Origin of the sequence: Planosporangium thailandense, from assembly GCF_011947195.1 — a bacterium.
Taxonomy (GTDB): Bacteria; Actinomycetota; Actinomycetes; order Mycobacteriales; family Micromonosporaceae; genus Planosporangium; species Planosporangium thailandense.
Map to the genome: position 1 here is coordinate 1 of NZ_JAATVY010000040.1, position 20,352 is coordinate 20,352.

General features: G+C 73.1%; 18 protein-coding genes. 7 read left to right on the top strand and 11 right to left on the bottom strand.

All coding sequences use genetic code 11. From position 1 onward, the window contains the following. Together HC031_RS32720 and HC031_RS30015 are read right to left on the bottom strand one after the other, a co-directional pair. Window positions 1-220, bottom strand: a 220-nt coding sequence (locus HC031_RS32720; protein WP_205863431.1) for a hypothetical protein, incomplete at its 3' end; no start/stop codon positions are given. A gap of 28 nt (window positions 221-248) precedes the next feature. Continuing rightward, complete coding sequence (locus HC031_RS30015; protein WP_167928824.1) at window positions 249-737, bottom strand: hypothetical protein; 489 nt, start codon at window positions 735-737, stop codon at window positions 249-251. Window positions 738-1,055: 318 nt separating this feature from the next. On the opposite strand from HC031_RS30015, the gene HC031_RS30020 reads away from it, so the two are divergent. Both HC031_RS30020 and HC031_RS30025 read left to right on the top strand, forming a co-directional pair. Beyond that, entirely contained in the window at window positions 1,056-2,771 is a 1,716-nt protein-coding gene (locus HC031_RS30020) for a diguanylate cyclase (RefSeq protein ID WP_338090902.1), read from the top strand. Between the two features lie 377 nt (window positions 2,772-3,148). Further along, window positions 3,149-3,508, top strand: a complete 360-nt coding sequence (locus HC031_RS30025) for an STAS domain-containing protein (protein WP_167928825.1) — start codon at window positions 3,149-3,151, stop codon at window positions 3,506-3,508. Between the two features lie 36 nt (window positions 3,509-3,544). Here HC031_RS30025 and HC031_RS30030 read toward each other — a convergent pair whose 3' ends face one another. The 3 genes from HC031_RS30030 to HC031_RS30040 all read right to left on the bottom strand — a co-directional run bounded on the left by HC031_RS30030 (window position 3,545) and on the right by HC031_RS30040 (window position 7,118). Continuing rightward, a complete protein-coding gene (locus HC031_RS30030) occupies window positions 3,545-5,287 on the bottom strand; it encodes a pyruvate dehydrogenase (RefSeq protein WP_167928826.1) in 1,743 nt (580 codons plus the stop codon). 152 nt (window positions 5,288-5,439) lie between these two features. After that, window positions 5,440-6,057 (bottom strand): TIGR03086 family metal-binding protein, encoded by a 618-nt coding sequence (locus HC031_RS30035; RefSeq protein ID WP_167928827.1) that lies wholly within the window; start codon window positions 6,055-6,057, stop codon window positions 5,440-5,442. Beyond that, window positions 6,054-7,118 carry a sigma-70 family RNA polymerase sigma factor gene (locus HC031_RS30040; RefSeq protein WP_167928828.1) on the bottom strand — a complete coding sequence of 355 codons (1,065 nt, stop codon included), beginning with the start codon at window positions 7,116-7,118 and terminating at the stop codon, window positions 6,054-6,056. Before HC031_RS30040 ends, HC031_RS30035 begins: the two co-directional genes overlap by 4 nt. A 123-nt stretch (window positions 7,119-7,241) precedes the next feature. Here HC031_RS30040 and HC031_RS30045 point away from each other — a divergent pair, with 123 nt between their 5' ends. After that, a complete protein-coding gene (locus tag HC031_RS30045) occupies window positions 7,242-7,613 on the top strand; it encodes an ArsC/Spx/MgsR family protein (protein WP_167928829.1) in 372 nt (123 codons plus the stop codon). A gap of 43 nt (window positions 7,614-7,656) precedes the next feature. Here the strand turns inward: HC031_RS30045 and HC031_RS30050 are convergent, their stop codons facing one another. Continuing rightward, window positions 7,657-7,959: a hypothetical protein gene (locus tag HC031_RS30050; RefSeq protein WP_167928830.1), complete on the bottom strand. Its 303-nt coding sequence runs from the start codon at window positions 7,957-7,959 to the stop codon at window positions 7,657-7,659. A gap of 477 nt (window positions 7,960-8,436) precedes the next feature. On the opposite strand from HC031_RS30050, the gene HC031_RS30055 reads away from it, so the two are divergent. Both HC031_RS30055 and HC031_RS30060 read left to right on the top strand, forming a co-directional pair. Beyond that, window positions 8,437-9,801 (top strand): class I SAM-dependent methyltransferase, encoded by a 1,365-nt coding sequence (locus HC031_RS30055; RefSeq protein ID WP_167928831.1) that lies wholly within the window; start codon window positions 8,437-8,439, stop codon window positions 9,799-9,801. 246 nt (window positions 9,802-10,047) lie between these two features. Continuing rightward, window positions 10,048-11,274 carry a M20 metallopeptidase family protein gene (locus HC031_RS30060; protein ID WP_338090903.1) on the top strand — a complete coding sequence of 409 codons (1,227 nt, stop codon included), beginning with the start codon at window positions 10,048-10,050 and terminating at the stop codon, window positions 11,272-11,274. 204 nt (window positions 11,275-11,478) lie between these two features. On the opposite strand, the gene HC031_RS30065 is transcribed toward HC031_RS30060, so the two are convergent. The 3 genes from HC031_RS30065 to HC031_RS30075 form a co-directional block, all read right to left on the bottom strand. Then, complete coding sequence (locus HC031_RS30065; RefSeq protein WP_205863433.1) at window positions 11,479-12,432, bottom strand: FAD-binding protein; 954 nt, start codon at window positions 12,430-12,432, stop codon at window positions 11,479-11,481. 147 nt (window positions 12,433-12,579) lie between these two features. Beyond that, complete coding sequence (locus HC031_RS30070) at window positions 12,580-13,251, bottom strand: response regulator (RefSeq protein WP_205863434.1); 672 nt, start codon at window positions 13,249-13,251, stop codon at window positions 12,580-12,582. Then, window positions 13,248-14,354 carry a sensor histidine kinase gene (locus HC031_RS30075; RefSeq protein WP_167928833.1) on the bottom strand — a complete coding sequence of 369 codons (1,107 nt, stop codon included), beginning with the start codon at window positions 14,352-14,354 and terminating at the stop codon, window positions 13,248-13,250. Before HC031_RS30075 ends, HC031_RS30070 begins: the two co-directional genes overlap by 4 nt. A 180-nt stretch (window positions 14,355-14,534) precedes the next feature. Between HC031_RS30075 and HC031_RS30080 the strand changes: the two genes are divergently transcribed. Together HC031_RS30080 and HC031_RS30085 are read left to right on the top strand one after the other, a co-directional pair. Next, a complete protein-coding gene (locus tag HC031_RS30080) occupies window positions 14,535-15,188 on the top strand; it encodes a hypothetical protein (protein ID WP_167928834.1) in 654 nt (217 codons plus the stop codon). A gap of 90 nt (window positions 15,189-15,278) precedes the next feature. Then, window positions 15,279-16,574 (top strand): sigma-70 family RNA polymerase sigma factor, encoded by a 1,296-nt coding sequence (locus tag HC031_RS30085; RefSeq protein WP_167928855.1) that lies wholly within the window; start codon window positions 15,279-15,281, stop codon window positions 16,572-16,574. Window positions 16,575-16,608: 34 nt separating this feature from the next. Here the strand turns inward: HC031_RS30085 and HC031_RS30090 are convergent, their stop codons facing one another. Continuing rightward, on the bottom strand, window positions 16,609-17,346 hold the full coding sequence (locus HC031_RS30090; RefSeq protein ID WP_167928835.1) for a tyrosine-protein phosphatase: 738 nt from the start codon (window positions 17,344-17,346) through the stop codon (window positions 16,609-16,611). Between the two features lie 18 nt (window positions 17,347-17,364). Next, window positions 17,365-20,256 carry an FAD-binding and (Fe-S)-binding domain-containing protein gene (locus HC031_RS30095; RefSeq protein ID WP_167928836.1) on the bottom strand — a complete coding sequence of 964 codons (2,892 nt, stop codon included), beginning with the start codon at window positions 20,254-20,256 and terminating at the stop codon, window positions 17,365-17,367. Between the last annotated feature and the right edge of the window lie 96 nt (window positions 20,257-20,352).

Consider the following 20,352-nt stretch of genomic DNA (forward strand, 5'->3'; position numbering starts at 1 on the left):
TCAGATCGGTCGGTCGGGCCGCCTCGGGCTCAACCTCTGTCACCCGCCACCCCACCTCGCCCTGCACGACCGCCCTGTACCTGTCGGCGCCACCGCCGCCCGAAATGTCACGCTCCGCCGTGGGTGCGGCGTCCGCGCGCTGAGCCATCGATGTCGCGTTGGTGGGCTGAATCATGCCGGCGGCCGAGCGGTAGACCACGCCGGGACGAGGTGATGTCACCTCCGTCACCGGTCGGCCCGCCGCTGGATCACCGGCTGGACGCAACGGCGTATCCGGTCGCCGCACCCACGGGCACGGCCGGCTGCGCGGATCCGAGGGGCTCGCTGCGGCGGCGCAGCCAGCCCGCCGCGATGACCCGGCACGACCGCTGTCGCGGCGGGTACGCCACGTCCAGGTCCCCGACCGGGATCCCTGCGGTGACCGGGTGCTCGACGGTGCCGCACACCTCGGACGCCGGGCTCTCCGCCGATGCCGCACGCTCGTCGTCGCGTACGGCCCGCTCGTCGGCCATCAGCTCTTCCTCCGGTCGGCCGCGCTCGGCAAGCACAGTGCGCAGGAGGCCGGTGAGCGCGAGCCCGGCCAACTCGTCAGCCACGTCGGGGGTGAGACCATCGACGAACGATCGCCGGCCCTTCTCGGTGCCCAGCTCGCCGCCCGCGGCCTCCCAGACGTCCATGGCGCTGAGCACGTTGCGTAGCTCGGCCACATCCGCCAGTAGTGTGGGCTTCTTGGTCATTTGTCCACCTCCTGACACGTCTAGCGGTGCCGCTCCCGCAGATGTCACAGCGGGTACCTCGAACGGGTGAACGGGCGCCGCTGACCAGCGACAACGGCGCGTGCCGGCCCCCGTGCGGGGCGGCAGCGCGCCACGCCGCGCGGCGGTCCGGCACCGGGGTGTCCATGACGGGCCGCGCCGCCGCTCGCAGTGCTGGCGGACACCCCAACCGCAACCGGATCGACATGCCGTGGGCAACCCGGTCGGCCTAGCGTGGTGACGCTGGCGTTGTGCGGACGTCGACGCCGACGAACGATGCGAGGGGCAGTGGACACGGCTGTGCGGGCAGTGGTGACGGGGGAGACCGGAAACCCGGTCGGCCCCGCCATCGGCGTGCCCGCGGCCGTCGCCGGCCGCGCGCTGTCGACGCCGTCGCCGACGGTCGAGCCCGCAGCGGTGGCGACCCTGTCGGTGTCGCCGCAGGACGTGCTGGCGCTGTCCGTGTCCACACCGCAGGTGGAAGCCGCGCTGGCGGCGGGGTTGGCGGCGATGGAGATGGTCCCTACCGACGAGTTCCGGACGGTCGCCGAGCCGGCGCGGCACGCCGAGCGGCTCGCCGCCGACCTGGGCCGGACCGACCTGGAGATGCGCGCGCGACTGGTCCAGGCCGACGTGCTCCGCCGCGAGGGTGACGCGGTCTCGTCGGGCCGTATCGCGCATGAGGTGAACGCCTGGGCGGTCGAGCGAGGCGACGCCTATCTGCAGGCCCGCAGTCACATGCTGTTGGCGCTGTTCTTCCGGCACGTCGGTGACCTGGCCGACGCGCTCGGGCACGCGGTGCAGGCGGTGGCGCGGACCGGCGACGAGGTCCCCGCGCGCATCCGCGCCCGGCACCTGTCGGTGCTGGCGATGGTGCTCCACGAGAACGGCTCGTCGGGCGAGGCCCGCCAGCGCGCCGAGGAGGCGCTCGCCGTAGCGACCGCCGCCGGCGACGACGAGATGATGCTGCAGGTCCTCAACAACCTGGCCTACAGCGCGTACGACGACGGTGACCGCGAGCGGGCGCAGAACTTCATCAGCGAGATCCGGGCGATCAGCGCCCGGTGCGGGCTCACGTTGGGCGCCCATGTGCTAGACACCATCGCCCGGGTGGAGATGGCCGAAGGCCGGTACGCGGGGGCGGAGGAGACCCTGCGGCCCATCCTGGACGGCTCCGCGCGGCACCTGGTCAGCGAGGCCGTGTCGCTGGCCGGCTGCCTGCTGACCGTCGCCGAGGCGCAGCGGCTGCGTGGCGCGTTCGACGTCGCCCAGGCGACTCTCGACCGGGCGGCTGCGGTGTGCGAGGAGCGCGGGATCGCGTCCTATGCGGCGCAGGTCCGCGAGGAGCGGGCCGAGCTGTACGCGGCCATCGGACTTTTCCGTGAGGCGTACGAGGAGTACCTGCTCTTCCACGCCGAGTCCCAGGCGTTGCAGTCGGCCGAGCGCGAGGCCCGGGCGCGGGCGCTGCAGGCGGTGTTCGAGACCGAGGAGGCGCGGCGGGAGAGCACGCGCTTCCGCGAGCTGGCCGAGCGGGATGCGCTGACCGGTTTGTACAACCGCCGGTACGTCGACGAGCACCTTGGCGCGCTGCTTGAGCGGGCGCCGTTGTCGGTGGCGCTGGTCGATCTCGACCACTTCAAGCGGGTCAACGACACGCTGTCGCACGCCGCGGGTGACCTTGTGCTCCAGGAGGTGGCCGGTCTGCTGGCCGAAGCGGCGGCAGACACGGCGGCCGGTGGTGCGGTCGCCGCCCGGCTCGGTGGGGAGGAGTTCCTGCTCATCTTCCCCGAGACGGACGCCGTCGAGGCGGCCCGCCGGTGTGAGCGGGTGCGCCGGGCGATCGGTGAGCATTCGTGGGGGCCGGTGACCGGCGAGCTGCCGGTGACGGCGAGTATCGGGGTCAGTACGGCCATCGACGGGCGGATCACCCCATCGGCGCTGCTGGCGCAGGCCGACCGGAACCTGTACGCGGCCAAGCGCGCCGGCCGCAACCGGGTCGTCGCCGATCCCGCCTGACGGCGCAGCCACCGCCCGATCGGCCCATCCCGGGTCGGCTTTCCAGGCGTACGAATCGGCTGAGAGCGCGCGGGCACGCGATCGCCGAGCGTCGCACACGTTCGCGGCGGTCGTCCGGTCGGCGGCGGAGTTGGCCCGTCGGGGTTCGTCGCGGTCGACCTGGACGCAGCCGTACGGCCGGAATACGCCACCAACCGGCCAGCCGCCGGTCAGGTGGGCGGGGTCCACCTCGTCACCGCCCGGTCGGCCACATGCTGGCCGGTTGCCGACGTCCGCCTGATGACGGTGCCCGAAGATGCGACGACACCCGGGGTCACTCATGGTTACCGTGGCTGACAGTGACAGAACAGCTGCAATCGGACAGATAGGGGCCGACGATGACAATCGCGAACAAGGTCGCTCACGCTGGTCCTATTGCCTTCTCCCAGAGCCGCGACGGTGACGGCACGGTGCGTCTCGCCGTCTCCGGCGAGCTCGACATCTACACCGCGCCCCGGCTCCGCGAGCCGATCGAGGACATCCTGGCGGATCCGGACACCACCCGCCTCATGGTGGACTTCGCGCACCTCGACTACATCGACTGCACCGGCATCTCGGTCCTGATCTCCGGCCGGAGGCTGGCGCAGCGGCTCGGGGCCCGCTTCGGCGTGGTCAACCTGCGTGGCCAGGTCCTGCGCGTGTTCAACGTGCTGTCCCTGGAGCATGTGCTCGCGCCCGACGCGCAGGCCTGCTCCTGAGGGGTTCCCGCCACCGGAAGCCCGGGGCCCGTCCGCTCAGGGGCGGGGCAGGTTCCTGATGTTGCTGCGGGCCATGTCGAGCGCCGCGTCGATGTCCCCGGACAGCACGATCTTGCTGAACGCGAGCCCGAACCCTTTGACCTGGCCGGCCGTGATTCTCGGCGGCATGGACAGCGCGTTCGGGTCGGTGAGCACGTCGACGAGCGCCGGGCCGGGGATGGCGAGCGCCTCCCGCAGCGCGTCGCGTACGTCGGCCGGGTCCTCCACCCGGATACCGGTCGCGCCGGCGGCCCGCGCGATCGCGGCGAAGTCGGGGTTCGACAGCCCGGTCTCGTAGGGCTTCAGGCCGGCGACCATCATCTCGAGCTCGACCATGCCCCACGAGCTGTTGTCGAAGACGACGACCTTCACGGGCAGGTCGTACTGGAGCAGCGTCACGAAGTCGCCCATGAGCATCGTGAAGCCGCCGTCCCCGCTCATGGAGACGACCTGCCGGTCGCGGTCGGCCACCTGCGCGCCGATCGCCTGGGGCAGGGCGTTCGCCATCGAGCCGTGGTTGAACGAGCCGATGATGCGGCGACCCCGGCGCGGGTGGAGGTGGCGGGCCGCCCATACGGTGCACATCCCGGTGTCGACGGTGAAGACCGCGTCGTCGGTGGCCAGCTCGTCGAGGGTGGCGGCCACCTGTTCGGGGTGGATCGGCCGCCGGCCCTCGACGCCGTGGGCGTAGGCGTTGACCCGGTCCATCAGCTGCCGGTGCCGCTGCAGCATCCGGTCGAGGAACGAACGGTCGGTCTTTTCGGCGACCCGGGGCAGCAGCGCGGCGATCGTCTCCTTGACATCACCCCACACGCCGAGGTCCAGCCGGGAGCGCCGGCCCAGCCGCTCGCGCGCGATGTCGACCTGGACCACCTTCGGCTTGGTCGGCATGAACTGTACGTACGGGAAGTCGGTGCCGAGCAGCACCAGCAGGTCGCACTCGAACATGGCGTCGTAGCAGGCGCCGTAGCCGAGCAGCCCGCTCATCCCCACGGCGTACGGGTTGTCCGACTCGATCCACTCCTTGCCGCGCAGGGAGTACCCGATGGGGGCCTTGAGCCGGTCGGCGAGCGCGAGCACCTCGTCACGGGCGCCGGCCACCCCCCGCCCGCAGAACAGGGTGACGCGGTGCGCCCGGTCGACCAGGTCGACGAACTCGTCGAGCACCGCCCGGGACGGGCACGCCGTCGGGCGCTGGCCGAGCCGGTACGTATGCTCCAGGTACGCGGCGCTGGCCTCCTTGCCGGCCACGTCGCCCGGCAGCGCGACGACGGAGACCCCACCCCGGCCGATGCTTTCCTGGACCGCGATCTGGGCGACCCGTGGCAGCTGCTCGGCCCGGGTGACGACGCCGCAGTAGTAGCTGCAGTCGGCGAACAGCTGGGACGGGTTGGTCTCCTGGAAGTAGCCGGTGCCGAGCTCGGTGCTCGGGATGTGGGCGGCCAGCGCGACGACCGGCGCCATGCTCCGGTGCGCGTCGTAAAGGCCGTTGACCAGGTGGACGTGGCCGGGCCCGGCGCTGCCGGCGCAGGCCGCGAGCCGGCCGGTGAGCTGGGCCTCCGCGCCGGCGGCGAACGCGCCCGTCTCCTCGTGGCGTACCGACACCCAGTTGATGTCGGCGTGGCGGCGCACCGAGTCCACGATCGGGTTGAGGCTGTCGCCCACCACGCCGTACATGGTGCGGACGCCGGCGGCGAGCAGGATTTCGATGAACTGGTCGGCGACGGTGCGTCTGGCCATGACGACCACCTTCAGCAGCGGACGGTGCGGTCGGCGACGCCCGGCGCCGCCGGTACACCCTTCCCGGCGCCGCCGCACCTAACCCGGCCTACCGCACCCCCGGCCTACCGCACCCCCGGCCTACCGCACCCCCGGCCTACGGCACCCCCGGTCTACGACGGGCGCCGACCGAGGAACGCGACCAGCCGGTCCGCCGGGCCGGCCAGCGGCGACACGTCGACGGGTGGGGCGAAGCGGACAGGCCGGTCGTCGTCGGTGACGAAGAGGGGCGACAGCTCCAACAGCTCCTCGGCCAGGGGCGCCGGAATCGGGTGGTGGCGGCCGCACGCCCGGGCAACGTCCCATCCGTGTACCGCGATCTCGATGGCCCCGGTGGTCGTCACGATGCCGCCCGTGAGCGGGTAGCCGGCGACGGAAACGGTGTGGCGGCGGTCCACGGCGGTCCAGGCGCCGAGCAGGTGGCGCGCCCGGTCGCGCAGGACGGCCGTCGGATCGGCGGGGGAGCCGTGGCCGGCGGCGGCCGCGCCGAGGTCGGTCCGTCCGACCCCGGAAGCCACGTCCACCCGTCCGGCGCCGATCGCCTCCTCCAGCGCCAGGAGCGAGTCGTCCAGGTGGGCCAGCAGGGTGCGCAGGTCCCAGCGGCGGCAGGGGGTCCGGTACGGCAGGGCCGCCGGCGTGACCCCGTGCAGGCTACCCAGGGTGTAGCTGATCGCCCGCTCCAGGAGAGTGACGCCCCCGGTCAGCGCCGTCGCCGCCGGTCCGCCGATCATCGCTGGTCCGGTGCCGGCGAGCCGGCTGTCGCGGTGGCGGGCCGGCTGTCCGGCCGGTCGTCGTGCCGGCTCTCCGACCGGTCCGCGGGCAGGCGGTCCGGCAGCCCGAAGGTCGCGAACAGGCGGACGTCGAAGAAGGACGCCACGTGGGTGACGCCGTCTTTGCCGAGGGTGAGTACCGGCAGGTTGAACGGCAGGTAGGTACCGTCCGGGCCGCGCATGTACAGGCCGAACGCCGGTTGGCCGTTCGCCCGGGTCGGTACCAGTCGCATGTCTCCGGGGCCCCGGGCCGGGCAGTGCGTGTCGACGAGTCGGGCGATGGCCTCGGCGCCCCGGTACCAGGAGGTGAAGGGCGGCATCTCCCAGACCGCGTCCTTGGTGAACAGCTCCACGATGCCGGCGATGTCCTTGGCCTCAAAGGCCGCGACGTACCGGTCGAGCAGTTCGCGCTGCTCCGGCTCGGTGGGCTCGACGATCTCCTCCTCCGTCAGGCCGGCCCGGTCGAGCTGGGCACGGGCGCGCTGGAGGATGCTGTTGACGGCGGTCGTCGTGGTGTCGAGCAGTTCGGCGACCTCCGCGGCCCGCCACTTCAGCACGTCCCGCAGGAGCAGCACGGCCCGCTGGCGGGGCGGCAGGTACTGCAGGGCGGCGATCATGGCCAACCGGACGCTCTGCCGGGCGGCGACGACCGCGGCTGGATCGGTCGTCTCGGCGGCGACCAGAGCGTCGGGCAACGGCTCCAGCCACGGCACCTCCGGCTGGTCGACCAGGGGGTCGCCGGGATCGGCGTTCGGCCCGCCGAGCCCGGTCGGCAGCGGCCTCCTGCCGCGGCTCTCCAGCGCGGTCAGGCAGGCCCGGGTGGCGATCCGGTACAGCCAGGTACGAAGCGACGACCGGCCCTCGAACCGGTCGTACGCGCGCCACGCCCGCAGATAGGTCTCCTGGACCAGATCCTCGGCGTCGTGCACCGAGCCGAGCATGCGGTAGCAGTGCGCCAGCAGTTCGCGCCGGTACGGGTCGGCCTGACGCAGGAAGTCCTCGTCCGCCGGGTTGTCTGCCATAGCCACGATCCTTGTCGCCGGAGATGCTGTCACATCTGTTGACCCGGGAGCGGGTGGGAACTCATCGCCGTCAGCTTTCCATCGACATAGTGGACCAGAATCCCGCCTGGGAGGATCCCCGTCATGGAGCTGTGGAACAACCCGTCGTGCTCGAAGTGCGCGGCCGCTCGGACGACGTTGACGCAGGCGGGGGTGCCGTTCCGGCTCCGCGCCTACCTGGAGCAGGCGCCGACCGCCGCGGAGTTGACCGAGGTGCTGCGTCGGCTCGGCGCGCGGCCGTGGGACATCTGCCGGCTGGGCGAGCCCGCGGCGACGGCCCGCGGGATGGCTCAGTGGCCCCGGGAGGAGGCGGACGTCCAGCGGTGGATCGAGGCGATGGTCGAGGCGCCCGAACTCATCCAGCGCCCGATCCTGCTACTCGACGACGGTTCCGCCGTCGTCGGCCGTACTCCCGAGGCGCTGGCGGAGGTCGTGCGGCGGGCGCGGCGCGGGTAGCCGGCGCCGTGGCCCGGCCGGCGGCGGTCAGTGCTCGTCGCCGTCAGTGCTCGTCGTAGTGCTCTTCATGGGCGGCGTGCCGATGGGCGCCGTGCAGGTAGTCGACGTGGTCGCCGTGCTGGACCCGATCGTGCCCGCAGCCGTCGCCGTGAGTGTGCTCATGCTCCTCGGCCCGTACGTGCTGATCGAGGTCGCGCTCGTCGTAGTGCCCTTCGTGCGCGTGGTGGACACGGCCGTCGTGCAGGTAGTCGACGTGGTCGCCGTGCGGCACGCTGGCGTGCCCGCAGTTCTCACCGTGTTCGTGGTCGTGTCCGGCGAGCGGTTGGTGCCCGGATGCGGCCGTCATCGGTCTCCCCTTCCGGTGCTGGTACGTGGTGGTGGTACGTGGTGGTGCTGTGACCGGTCGGGTACCCGCCCCGGTGACGCCCACACGGGAACGCCGCACGCTTTGCCGGGCCGTACGCGGGACGTCGCCACCCGTTTACATCGGGGGCGGTACGTGATGATGTGGTGACGGGCGGAGTTTCGAGCGGCGGCGCCGGGTAGGCGTGACCGGGTTCGGTTCCGCCCGGGCAACGGCGAGCACGGATGCGCCGGGGCGGGCCGGCATCACCGCGGTGTGCGGGCCGCCCGGGTCGCGCCGGGTTCGGCAAGTGGTCAGCGATACTCGATTAGTTAGTGATGCTAATGTCGTGTTATCTGTCCTGCGTGGCGGCGGTGAGCGCGCCGCACCACCGGCGCCGCGAGGTTGTCGTGCCGCGCGGGCGGGGGATGCGCGAGTGGAGCCGCCGAGGCCGCCCCCGGCGGTGTGCGGGGAGGATTTGTGGCTACTGACCGGGGAGTCGCCGAACGGCTGGGCCGACTGGTGGAGCGGGTGCTGGGCGCCGCCCTGCCGCTGCGGTTGCGGGGCTGGGACGGCTCGGAGTGGGGTCCGGAGGGCACCCCCGTGCTGGTGATCCGGGACCGCAAGGCGCTGCGCCGGCTGCTGTGGCAGCCCAACGAACTCGGTCTCGGCCGGGCGTACGTCGCCGGCGACCTCGAACTCGACGGCGATGTCTACGACGCCCTCGGCCGCCTGGAAGGGGTGCTGTGGCAGCAGCCGGAGCAGCACGGCAAGCCGGGCGGCCCCTCGCTGCTGGCCGGCATACTCGACCGCGAGGTGGTGCGGGAGGCGGTCGCGCTCGGCGCGGTCGGCCCGCAGCCGCGCCCACCCGCCGAGGAGGCGTCGCTGCGGGGGATCCGGCACAGCCTGAGCCGCGACCGGCGGGCCATCAGCCACCACTACGACGTGGGCAACGACTTCTACCGGCTCGTACTCGGTGAGTCGATGGTCTACTCCTGCGCCTTCTGGCGCTCCGACAACCCCGGCTACGGCCTGGCCGACGCCCAGCGTGACAAGCTGGACCTGATCTGCCGCAAGCTGGCGCTCGGGCCCGGCATGCGGCTGCTGGACGTGGGCTGCGGCTGGGGTTCGCTCGCGATCCACGCCGCGCGCGAGTACGGCGCCTCGGTGGTCGGGGTGACCGTTTCCCGGGAGCAGGTCGAGTACGCCCGCAAACGGGTCGCCGAGGCCGGACTGACCGACCGGGTGCAGATCCGGCTGCAGGACTACCGCGAGGTCGACGACGACCCGTTCGACGCCATCTCCAGCGTCGGGATGGCCGAGCATGTCGGGGTGGAGCGTTACGCCGAGTACGCCGCGCTGCTGTACCAGCGGCTGCGCCGGGGCGGCCGGCTGCTCAACCACCAGATCGCCGCGCTACACCCGGTCGAGGAGCCCGACAAGCCCGGTGGCGTGCTGGGCCGCCTGCGCGGGCGGCCGCGCTCGTTCATCGACGCCTACGTCTTCCCCGACGGGGAGCTGGCTCCGGTCGGGACCACCGTCTCCCTGATCGAGCAGGCCGGCTTCGAGGTCCGTGACGTGGAGGCGCTGCGCGAGCACTACGGCCGTACGTTGCGCGCCTGGGTGGCCAATCTCGAGGACAACTGGGACGAGGTGGTCCGGCTGACCACCCCCGGCCGGGCCAGGGTCTGGCGGCTGTACATGGCAGGGTCGGCGCTGGCGTTCGAGGCCGGCCGGATCGGCGTCAACCAGATCCTGGCCGTCAAGGCCCAACGGGACGGTCGCAGCGGTATGCCGCCCACGCGGGAGTGGCTGCGCACCGCGTCGACGCCGCCGACGGACTGACCCGGACCCGACGACCCGGACGCGGACCCGACGACCCCGACCCGGACGCGACGACCCGGCCCATCGATCCGCCCATCGATCCGGATCGTACGTTTCGCTTTGCCCCGCATCGGGCAATTGCGCATATACGCTTCAGGTGCATCGATTCATAGGTGATCGATGCACCTCCGGGTGGGCGCCCTACGGCCGTCGGGTCCTCGCGGCGCCCCTCCCCGTCGTCCGTCCGTCCGGTCAGAAAGGGGCCGCGTGAGTTCGGATCTCCTCCACGTGTACGACCAGTGGCAGCGGGGGCTCGTCGAGGAGCTGCCGGCGGCGATCAACCTTCGTCACCGCATCCACGCCGAGCCCCGGATCGCCGGTGACGAGTGGGACACCGCGCGGATGGTCGCCGACGCGCTCGGCGCCGTCGAGTCGCCGAGCATCGGCGGCGCCGGTCGAGTGGTACGCATCGGACCGCGCCACGGACCGGCGATCGCGCTGCGCGGCGAGCTGGACGCGCTGCCGATGCGGGAGGAGACCAACGTCCCGTGGGGCTCGGTCAACGGCGCGATGCACGCCTGCGGACACGACGTGCACCTCGCGGCTCTGGTCGCGGTCGCCCGGGCGGCCCGCTCGCTGCCGCTGCCGGGCGGGCTGCTCGCTGTGCTGCAGCCGTCCGAGGAGACCTTCCCCTCGGGAGCGCGCGCGATGCTCGACGCGGGCGCCTTCGACGTTAACGACGTCCGGGCCTTCCTCGGCGTGCACCTGCAGCCACGCCTCGCCGAAGGCGTCGCGGCGGCGACCCCCGGCCCGGTCAACGCGTCCAGCGACGAGTTCACGATCGTCGTGGACGGGCGCGGGGGACACGCCGGGTATCCGCACCTCACCCGCGACCCGGTTGTGGCGCTCGCCGCCATCGTGGTCGCGATCCAGCACATCGTCGCCCGGAACGTCGATCCCACGCGGGCGGCCGTCCTCACCGTCGGCACCCTGGCGGCCGGGTCGGCGGCGAACGTGGTGCCCGGCCGGGCGGAGGCGCGCGGCTCGCTGCGGGCGCTGCACCCCGACGACCGGGAGTTTCTGCACCGCCGGCTGGTCGAGGTCGCCGAGCAGGTCGCGGCGGCGCACGGTTGCCGGGCCCAGGTGGAGCTGACGAGCGGCGAGCCGGCGCTGGTCAACGACCGAGGGCTGGCACAGGCCTGCGAGCCGTGGCTGGCGAAGTCCGGGTTCGTGTTCGGGGAGGCGTTCCGGTCGTGCGGCGCGGACGACTTCGCGCACTACGGGGAGGCCGCACCGACCCTCATGGTCTTCGTCGGCACCGGAGACGGCACGCACGGCAGCCCCGGCCTGCACCACCCCCGGTTCCTGCCGTCCGATCTCGCCGTGCACCACGTGGCCCAGGCCATGATCGCGGCGGCGGTCGCCGCCTTCGAGGACCTGCCGGTCCCCCCGTTCGGCGCATCGGCCGGTGTGCACGCGCGGGGCCTCGGCTGATGACGGCCGACATCATGCCCGATCAGGTAATTGCAGGGGGTGGCGCGCCGAAGACGTTGCGCTAGGCGTGACGGAGAGATTTAGTAGAGGTAGCCGCGGGTCGTCCGTGCGGTAGGGGAAGCTGCACGGGCGACCCGTGATCGTGTGCGGATCTCCCTCGCCCCACAGCCTCACTCGCCCCACAGCCTCATTCGCCCCACAGCCTCACTCACCCCACAGCGCGGCCGCCCACGCGTCGTACCGGGGGCGCCACTCGTCGCGGTACCGGGTGCGCACCTCGGCCGGTAGCCGGCTGAGCACGTCCGCGCGGGTCACGTCGGCGTCGCCCGCGTGGATGAAGCGCAGGTGTACGACCGTCTGGCCGCGCAGCGGCTCGGGCAGCTCGGGCAGCGGGGGCAGCCGCAGGATCGCGACCGACGTCGTCGTCTCGTCGGGCAGCGACGAGGTCCAGGCGCGGTACGCGTGCAGCACGTCGGCCGCCACGGCGCCCGGGTAGAAGATGCCGCCGGCGTACAGGGTGGCCACCGGTACCAGGTCGATCTCGATGGACGTGACGATGCCGAAGTTGCCCTTGCCGCCGCGTACCGCCCAGAACAGGTCGGGGTGCTCGTCGGCGTCGACGTCGCGGAGCTGCCCGTCGGCGGTGACGATGCGCAGGCCGCGAACGTGGTCGGCGGCGTAGCCGTAGCGGCGGGCCAGCAGGCCGAGGCCACCGCCGACGGTGTACCCGACCGCGCCGACATCCGACGACGAGCCGCTCAGCGGCGCGAGCCCGTACGGGGCGGCGGCTTCGATGACCCGGGCCCACTTCACGCCGGCGCCGACGCGGGCGGTGCGGGTGGCCGGATCGACGGTCACCTCGTCGAGTCGGGAAGTGTTGACGAGCACGCCGCCGATCGCGGCGGCGACCGCACCGTGGCCGGTCGCCTGTACGGCCACCGGCAACCCGCGCTCGGCCGCCCAGCCGACGGCGGCGGCCACGTCGGCGGCGTCGGCGGCGCCGACGGCGACGAGGGGGCGGTGCGCGGTGGCGAGGTTCCAGGCCGCGATCTCGGCGTCGAAGCCGTCGTCTCCGGGTACGTAGACGGGGCCCGACACCTGGCTGGCCAGGTCGGTGACGGCCAGCACGGTGGACGGTTCGGATTGGACTGTGGTCACTGATGCTCTCCTAGCGGTCTCGGACGCCCGGGGTAGGGCGGGGCGCCGTCGACAGACACCGTGGCCGATCCGACTTGCCAGGCTCTTGTCACGTGGTTGACGCCGACTTGCAACGGGCGGACGGGGGCTTGTCAGTACGGGGGCCGGCTACGTCAGGTCTCCGGGGCGGACGAGGCCGTGCTCGTACCCGTAGATGACCGCCTGCAGCCGGTCGCGCAGCCCGAGCTTGCGCAGGATGGCGGCGACGTGCGTCTTGACCGTGGTCTCGGCGAGGCGCAGGCGTCCGGCGATCTCGGCGTTGGAGCGGCCGCGGATCAGTTCGATGAGGACGTCGCGCTCCCGGCCGGTCAGCGCCGCCGTGGCGTCGGACGACGCGGGCGCCCGCCGCACGTACGTCTCGATGAGGCGCCGGGTCAGCCCGGGATCGAGGAGGGCGTCGCCGGACGTGGCGGTCCGGATCGCGTGCAGCAGATGGGCGCGGGGCGACGACTTGAGCAGGAAGCCGCTGGCGCCGGCGGCCATCGCGGCGTACAGGTACTCGTCGAGGTCGAACGTTGTCAGCATGACGACCCTGGTGGCGAGCCGCGGGTTGGCGAGGATCTCCCGCGCCGCCGCTATGCCGTCGCCGCCGGGCATCTGGATGTCCAGCAGGGCCACGTCGGGACGCAGGTGCATCGCCTCGCGTACGGCGGTGCGTCCGTCGCCGACGTCGGCCACGACCTCGATGTCGGGCTGCGCTTCGAGGATCATCCGCAGGCCCGCGCGGACGAGTTCCTGGTCGTCGGCGACGAGGACGCGGATCACGGGTACCTGGCTCATTCGCACACCGGCAGTTGGGCGAGCACCCGGAATCCGTGCGGCGTCAGGTGCTGGGTGGACAGGGTGCCGCCGAGGACCTGTACGCGCTCGGCCATGCCGGCGAGGCCGCGACCGCTGCCGGCGGCCGGCTGCGGCGTGCCGGCACCGTCGTCGACGACCTCCAGCGTCACGCCGCCGGCATCGTGGGTGACGGTGACGACGACCTTCGACGCGGCCGCGTGCTTGAGCGTGTTGGTGAGCGCCTCCTGTACGACGCGGTACGCCGTGGCCCGCAGCGGGGCCGGGATCGGCTCCCCGGACTCGATCAGCTCCACGGCCAGCCCGGTCGCGCGCACGGGCTCGACGAGCGCGCCCAGGTCCACCGGTACCGCGTCCTCGTCGGACCGCAGGACGCCGAGCAGCTGGCGCAGGTCGCCGATGGCCCGCCGCCCGGTGTCACCGATCACGTCGAGCGTCTGGGCGGCCCGGTCCGGGTGGGCGTCGACCACCTCGCGGGCGGCCTCGGCCTGCAGCACCATGAGGCTGACGCTGTGCGAGATGACGTCGTGCAGTTCACGGGCGATCCGGGCCCGCTCGGTCGCGGCGGCCAGCTCGGCCAGATGGGCCTGTTCACGTTCGAGCGCCTCGGTACGCTCGCGCGCGATCCGGGCGTAGTTCGCCGTGTGCCGGACCAGTGCGCCGAGTCCGGCGGCCGCCGCGAAGTACACGATCGGGATGATCACGCCGGCCGGGCTGTCCAGGCCGCGGACGCTGACGACCACATCCATCACGACCAGCGCCGCCAGCGTCGCGGCGTACCCGGTCAGCATCGTCCGCCGGGTCGCGGCCCGCGCCAGGTGGTACATCGCGATCATCGTGGCCAGGAACGTGGCGAACGGAGGGTCGCCGAACGCGACCTGGTAGCCCGCGTCGACGACGAGCAGAGCGCCCAGTCCGGCCAGCGGCGCGGCCGGCAGCACCGCGACCGCGCCGCCGCCGAGGAGGCACGCGCACAGGGCCACGGCGAGGTGCGTGTCCGCGGGCGAGCCGAGCTGCTGCACGACGCCGAGGCCGGCGACGAGGATGCCGAGGCCCGGATGGACCCAGGCGTGTCTGGAGCGCATTCCGGCACGGTAGCGGCGTGGTGGCGGGCCGCGCTGCACTCGTACGGACGAGGTTTCTCCTCCTCACGGAGGAGCTGGACCGCCTCCGGCGGTGATCCGGTCGGTGCATCGCGGCGGAGGTCCCGGCGTGGGCGGCGAACCTACGGTTCTCGCCAACCACGCACCCTCAGGGAGATTCCGATGTCGAACGTTCAGACCGCACAGGCCCACTCCGCGACCGACCTCTCCGCGACCGACATCTCCGCCACCAACCTCTCCGCCACCGGCGTCGGGGCGCGCCGGCCGGCGCTGCTCCTGGCCGGACCGGTCGCTGTCGTGTCGATCGGGCTCGTTTTCGCCTCCGCCGCGAGGACCGGCGGCGACGCCGTGACCATGGCGACGAACGGCCTGGGCATCGCGTCCAGCGTCGCCGCGCTGGCCGCGCTCATCGCGATGGTCGTCGGGCTGGCCGGGCTGCCGGCGCAGGCGCCGGCGCTCCGGCACGGCTTCGGCCGGTTCGCGTGGGTGGTCGCCGAGCTGGGCACCGTTCTGGCGGCGGGCGGGTACTGGTCCAGCGTGTTCGTCCAGCCCGGCCTCGCACACGTCGCTCCGGGGGCCGTACGCGACGGCATCACCAGCGTCACCGCCGGCTTCGTCGTCTCGTACATGGTGATGGGGCTGGGCTGGGCTCTCGTCGCGATCGCGCTGCTGCGCGCCAGGCTGATCGGCGCCAGCGGCTGGTTCCTGATCCTCGCCTCGCTCGTCGCGATCTCGCCGGCGCCGTTCCGCTACCTGCCGCTCGCGGTCGCCGTGACCGTCGCCTGCGGTCTGCGGCTCGGCCGTCGCCGGGTCTGATGCCGGGCTGCCGCCGCGCGTCCGATGCCGGGCCGGCGCCGCGTCCGACGCGGCGCCGGTTGCCGCCCCGGACGTTTGCTGCTTTGGTAGATCACCGTGACGGATACGCATCGGGTGATCGACGCGGTGTGGCGGATCGAGTCGGCGCGGCTGATCGCCGGCCTGGCGCGCTTCGTGCGCGATATCGGCCTGGCCGAGGACCTCGCCCAGGATGCGCTCGTCGCCGCCCTTCAGCAGTGGCCCGAGTCGGGCGTGCCGGACAACCCGGGCGCCTGGCTGATGGCTGTCGCGAAGCGGCGGGCGGTCGACGCGCTCCGCCGGCAGACGGTGCTCGAGCGTACGCACGAGGAGCTCGGCCGGGCGCTCGAGACCCGGCAGGACACGGGCGCCGCGGAGTTCACCGCCGAGGTCGACGCCGCGCTCGACGACGAGATCGGCGACGACCTCCTTCGACTGATCTTCACCGCCTGCCATCCGGTCCTGTCGACCGAGGCCCGCGTCGCGCTCACGCTCCGGCTGCTGGGCGGTCTGACCACCGAGGCGATCGCGCGCGCGTTCCTGGTGCCGGAGTCGACGGTCGCCCAGCGGATCGTACGGGCCAAGCGGACCCTCGCCGCGGCACACGTGCCCTTCGAGGTGCCCGCCGGGGCCGAGCTGGCCGCGCGCCTGTCATCGGTGCTCGAGGTCGTCTACCTCATCTTCAACGAGGGCTACGCGGCGACCGCCGGTGACGACTGGGTCCGACCGGCGCTCAGCGAGGAGGCGCTGCGGCTGGGCCGCATCCTGGCCGCGCTCGCGCCCGCGGAGCCGGAGGTCCACGGGCTGGTGGCGCTCATGGAGATCCAGGCGTCGCGGATGCGGGCCCGGACGGGCCCGAACGGCGAGCCGGTCCTGCTGCTCGACCAGGACCGCGCCCGCTGGGACCAGCTGCTCATCCGCCGAGGGCTCGCCGCCCTCGAACGCGCCGAGCGGCTCGGCGGCGCGCGCGGCCGGTACACGTTGCAGGCCGCCATCGCCGCCTGCCACGCGCGGGCGCGGACGGCGGAGGAGACCGACTGGCCGCGGATCGTGGCGCTCTACGGGGCGCTGGCCGAGCTGGAGCCGTCGCCGGTGGTGGAGCTCAACCGCGCGGTGGCGGTGGCGATGGCGTACGGCCCGGCCGCCGGCCTGCGGCTGGTGGACGAGCTCACCGGGCTGCCGGCGCTGCGCGGCTACCACCTGCTGCCCAGCGTGCGCGGCGACCTGCTGGCCAAGCTTGGCCGGTACGGCGAGGCGCGTGCCGAGCTGGAGCGCGCGGCGGAGCTGACCCGCAACAGCCGGGAGCGGGACCTGCTGCTGGAGCGGGCGGCCACGTGCGCCGGGCAGGAGCGGGTGCCGCAGCCGTGACCTGGCCCGTGGCGGCGCGCCCAGCGCTCAGCGTTCAGCGGTCGGCCGTGAGGAGATGGGCGCGCATCGCCTCGATGAGGTCGTCGTCCACGCCGAGGTGGTCGACGGCGTAGCCGCGCACGGAGCCGTACCGCGTCGCCATCTCGTCCAGGAACTGCCGCATCAGCTCCGCGGGGGCCTGCCCGAACCCGGGCCACAGCAGCGTCCGACCGGGATTGTTGGACCGCCAATCGGCGACGAGCCGCTCGGTGGCCAGGCCGGTCAGCGCGAAGTCGGCGACGATGTCCGCCTCGGACACCCCGAGCAGGGACAGGACGAGCGCCGCCACGATCCCGGTCCGGTCTTTGCCCGCCGCGCAGTGGAACACCACGGGCGCGTTGTCGGCTACCGCGATCACGTCCAGCACCTGCCGCAGCTCTTTCACGCCGTCGGCGACGACCTCGGCGTACCGGTCGGCGAGGAAGCGGGCGGTTTCGACGTCGGCCGCCAGCGCCGCCTGATCGTAGGACCGGTGCTCGATGCTGAGATTGTGGTAGGTGAGCCCGTCACCGGCCGGCACCCGGCCCTTCGCCTCGATCTCCCACGGATAACGCAGGTCGATCACCGTGCGCACGCCGAGCGCCCGGAACCGTTCCCAGTCGTCGCCGCGCAGTTTGCCGAGTGAGTCCGACCGGTACAGCCGGCCCCATCGCACCGTGCGCCCGTCGAGGGTCGGGTAGCCGCCGACGTCGCGGAAGTTGTGCAGGCGATCGAAGGTGATGTGTCTCCTCACCGGCGCGAGCGTACAAGGTCACCGGTCGTCATTCAGCCGCCCGTCGAGCACTTCGGCCAGGTGGGCCGCGCGCCGCCCGGCGAGCTGCTGCAACTGGGTACGGCAGCTGTACCCGTCGGCCATGACGACGGCGTCGGGGGCCGCCCCCTCCACGGCCGGCAGCAGCAGGCGTTCGGCCGCCGCGCGGGAGACGTCGAAGTGGCCGTCCTCGAAGCCGAAGTTGCCGGCGAGTCCGCAGCAGCTGCGCTGCATTCCGGCCGGGTCGAGGCCGGCTCGGGCCATCAGGCGCCGGTCCGCGTCGAACCCGAGTACCGACGACTGGTGACAGTGGACCTGGCCGACGGCGGGGCGCGCGACGGTCGGTGGCTGCCAGTCCGGCGCGTACCGCTCCAGCGCCTCCGCGAGGGTCACCACGTGCTCGCGCAGGTAGGCGGTGAACGGCGTCTCGCCGAGGACGGAGCGCGACTCCGACCGCAGCATCGTCGCGCAGCTGGGCTCCAGCACGACGATCGGCAGGCCCGCGCGCTGTGCGGGTGCCAGCGCCCGCGCGGTCCGCTCGAGGACCCGCCGGGCCGTGCCGAGCTGGCCGGTGGAGAACCAGGTGAGACCGCAGCAGACGCCACCGTCGGGCAGCCGCGGCGCGAGCCCGGCCTTCGCCAGGACGCTGTCTCCGGCGGTGAGGACCTCGGGCGTCAGGTAGTTGTTGAAGGTGTCCGGCCACAGCAGCACCTGCTGCCCGGTGCGCGGGCGGTCGGGTCGTCCGCGCCGACGGTACGACGAGACGAAGGACCGGGCGGCGAACGCGGGGATCCGCCGGTTGGCGTCGATGCCGCCGAGCCGCTTGATGAGGCCTTGCAGCGGCGAGCGGGTGAGCGCGTTGACGGCCGACGGCACGCGGGTGGCCAGCCTGGCCGCGACCGGCAGCCACCCCATCGACAGGTGCGACAGCGGGCGCATCCGGCCGCGGTAGTGCTGGTGCAGGAACTCCGCCTTGTAGGTGGCCATGTCGACCCCGGTGGGGCAGTCCGACGAGCACCCCTTGCAGGACAGGCACAGGTCGAGGGCTTCGAGCGCCTCCTTCGAGCGCCAGCCGTCGGTGACGAACTCGCCGTTGACGATCTCCTGGAGGATGCGCGCCCGGCCGCGGGTCGAGTGCTTCTCGTCCTTGGTCACCAGCCAGCTCGGGCACATCACGGCGCCCACGTCCGAGCGGCACTTGCCGACCCCGACGCAGCGGCGCACCGCGCGGCCGAGGTCGCCCTGGTCCTCGGGGTAGTGCAGCACGGGAAGAGCGAGGTCGGCCCGGCGGGTGTACCGGAGATTGCCGTCGAGCGGCGCCGGGTCGACGATGATGCCGGGGTTCAGCGCGCCCTGCGGGTCCCAGACCCGCTTGAAGTCGGCGAATGAGCCGATCACCTCGGGGGCGTACATGCGCGCCAGCAGCTCCGAGCGGGCCATGCCGTCGCCGTGCTCGCCGGACAGCGAGCCGCCGTGGGCGGCGACCGTGTCGGCGGCGTCCTCGAGGAACGAGCGGAAGACCTTCACGCCCGGCTCGCTGACCATGTCGAAGTTGATCCGGACGTGGATGCAGCCCTCGCCGAAGTGCCCGTAGCTCACGCCGCGCAGGTCGTGCTTGCGCAGCAGCGCGCGGAACTCCCGCAGGTAGGAGCCGAGCCGCTCGGGCGGCACGGCGGCGTCCTCCCAGCCGGGCCAGGCCTCGCCGCCGGTGGTGTCGCGGGTGGCCAGCCCGGCGCCGTCGGCGCGCAGGCGCCACAGCGCGGCCTGCTCGGCCGGGCTGGTGACGATTCGGGCGCTGGGGCCGCCGGTACGACCGGCGCCGGTCGCGTCGAGTAGTGCCTGCGCCCGGGCCGCCGCCTCGTCGGCGTCGTCGGCGCCGAGCTCGACGAACAGCCACGCGGTGCCGTCGGGCAGGTCGGGGGCGGCGCCGCTGCCCCCGGCGACCGCCAGCAGTTCGGCGTCCCAGCCCTCGACGGCCAGCGGGGCCTGGGTCAGGATCGCCGGCACGTTGTCGGCGGCGGCGATGTCGTCGGGGTAGCCGAGGATGAGGAGGACGCGGACCTTCGGCAGGGGTACCAGGCGCAGCGTCGCGCCCACGACGATGGCGCAGGTCCCTTCGGTGCCGACGAGCGCCTTGGCCACCGAGCGGCCGCGCTCGGCGAGCAGCCGCTCCACCCCGTACCCGGAGACCCGACGGCTGTAGTCGGACAGCTCGGTACGCCACGTCTGCCGGTGCCGGCCCTCCAGCTCGTCCAGAGCGCGGAAGAGCTCACCTTCCCGGCCGGCCAGCGCCAGCTTGTCCTGCCACTCCCGGGCCGTGTAGCTGCCGACCGTCAGCGGCGTGCCGTCGGCGCAGATGAGGTCGAGCGACTCGACGTTGTCCGCCGTGGTGCCCCAGGCCACCGAGTGGGTTCCGCAGGCGTTGTTGCCGATCATTCCGCCGAGCGTGCAGCGGCTGGCCGTCGACGGATCGGGCCCGAACGTCAGGCCGTGCGCGGCGGTGGCGCGGGTCAGGGAGGTCAGCACCAGGCCCGGCTCGACCCGCGCGGTCCGGCGGTCGGGGTCGATGTCCAGCAACCGGTTCAGGTGCCGGGAGGTGTCGATGACGACGCCCGGGCCGATCGAGTTGCCGGCGATGGAGGTGCCGCCGCCGCGCATCGTCACCGGCACGCCCGCGTCGCGGCACAGCCGCAGGGTGGCGGCGACGTCGTCGGCCGTGCGGGGAAAGACGACACCGAGCGGGATTCGGCGGTAGTTGGACGCGTCGGCCCCGTACATCGCGCGGGCGGTCGACCCGAAGTCCACGTCACCGGCCACGGCGGCGGCGAGGTCGCGCCGCAGCGCCTCGCGCAGGGGCTGGGAGAGCTGGACCGACTCCGAGCTGAGTAGCATGTTACGTACCATACGCCACGCGCCACATGATCTGTCGGGCCGTTAGGGGCCCCGAGACCACCCGGGTCGCGGCCCGGCGGAGCACGGAAGGTACGC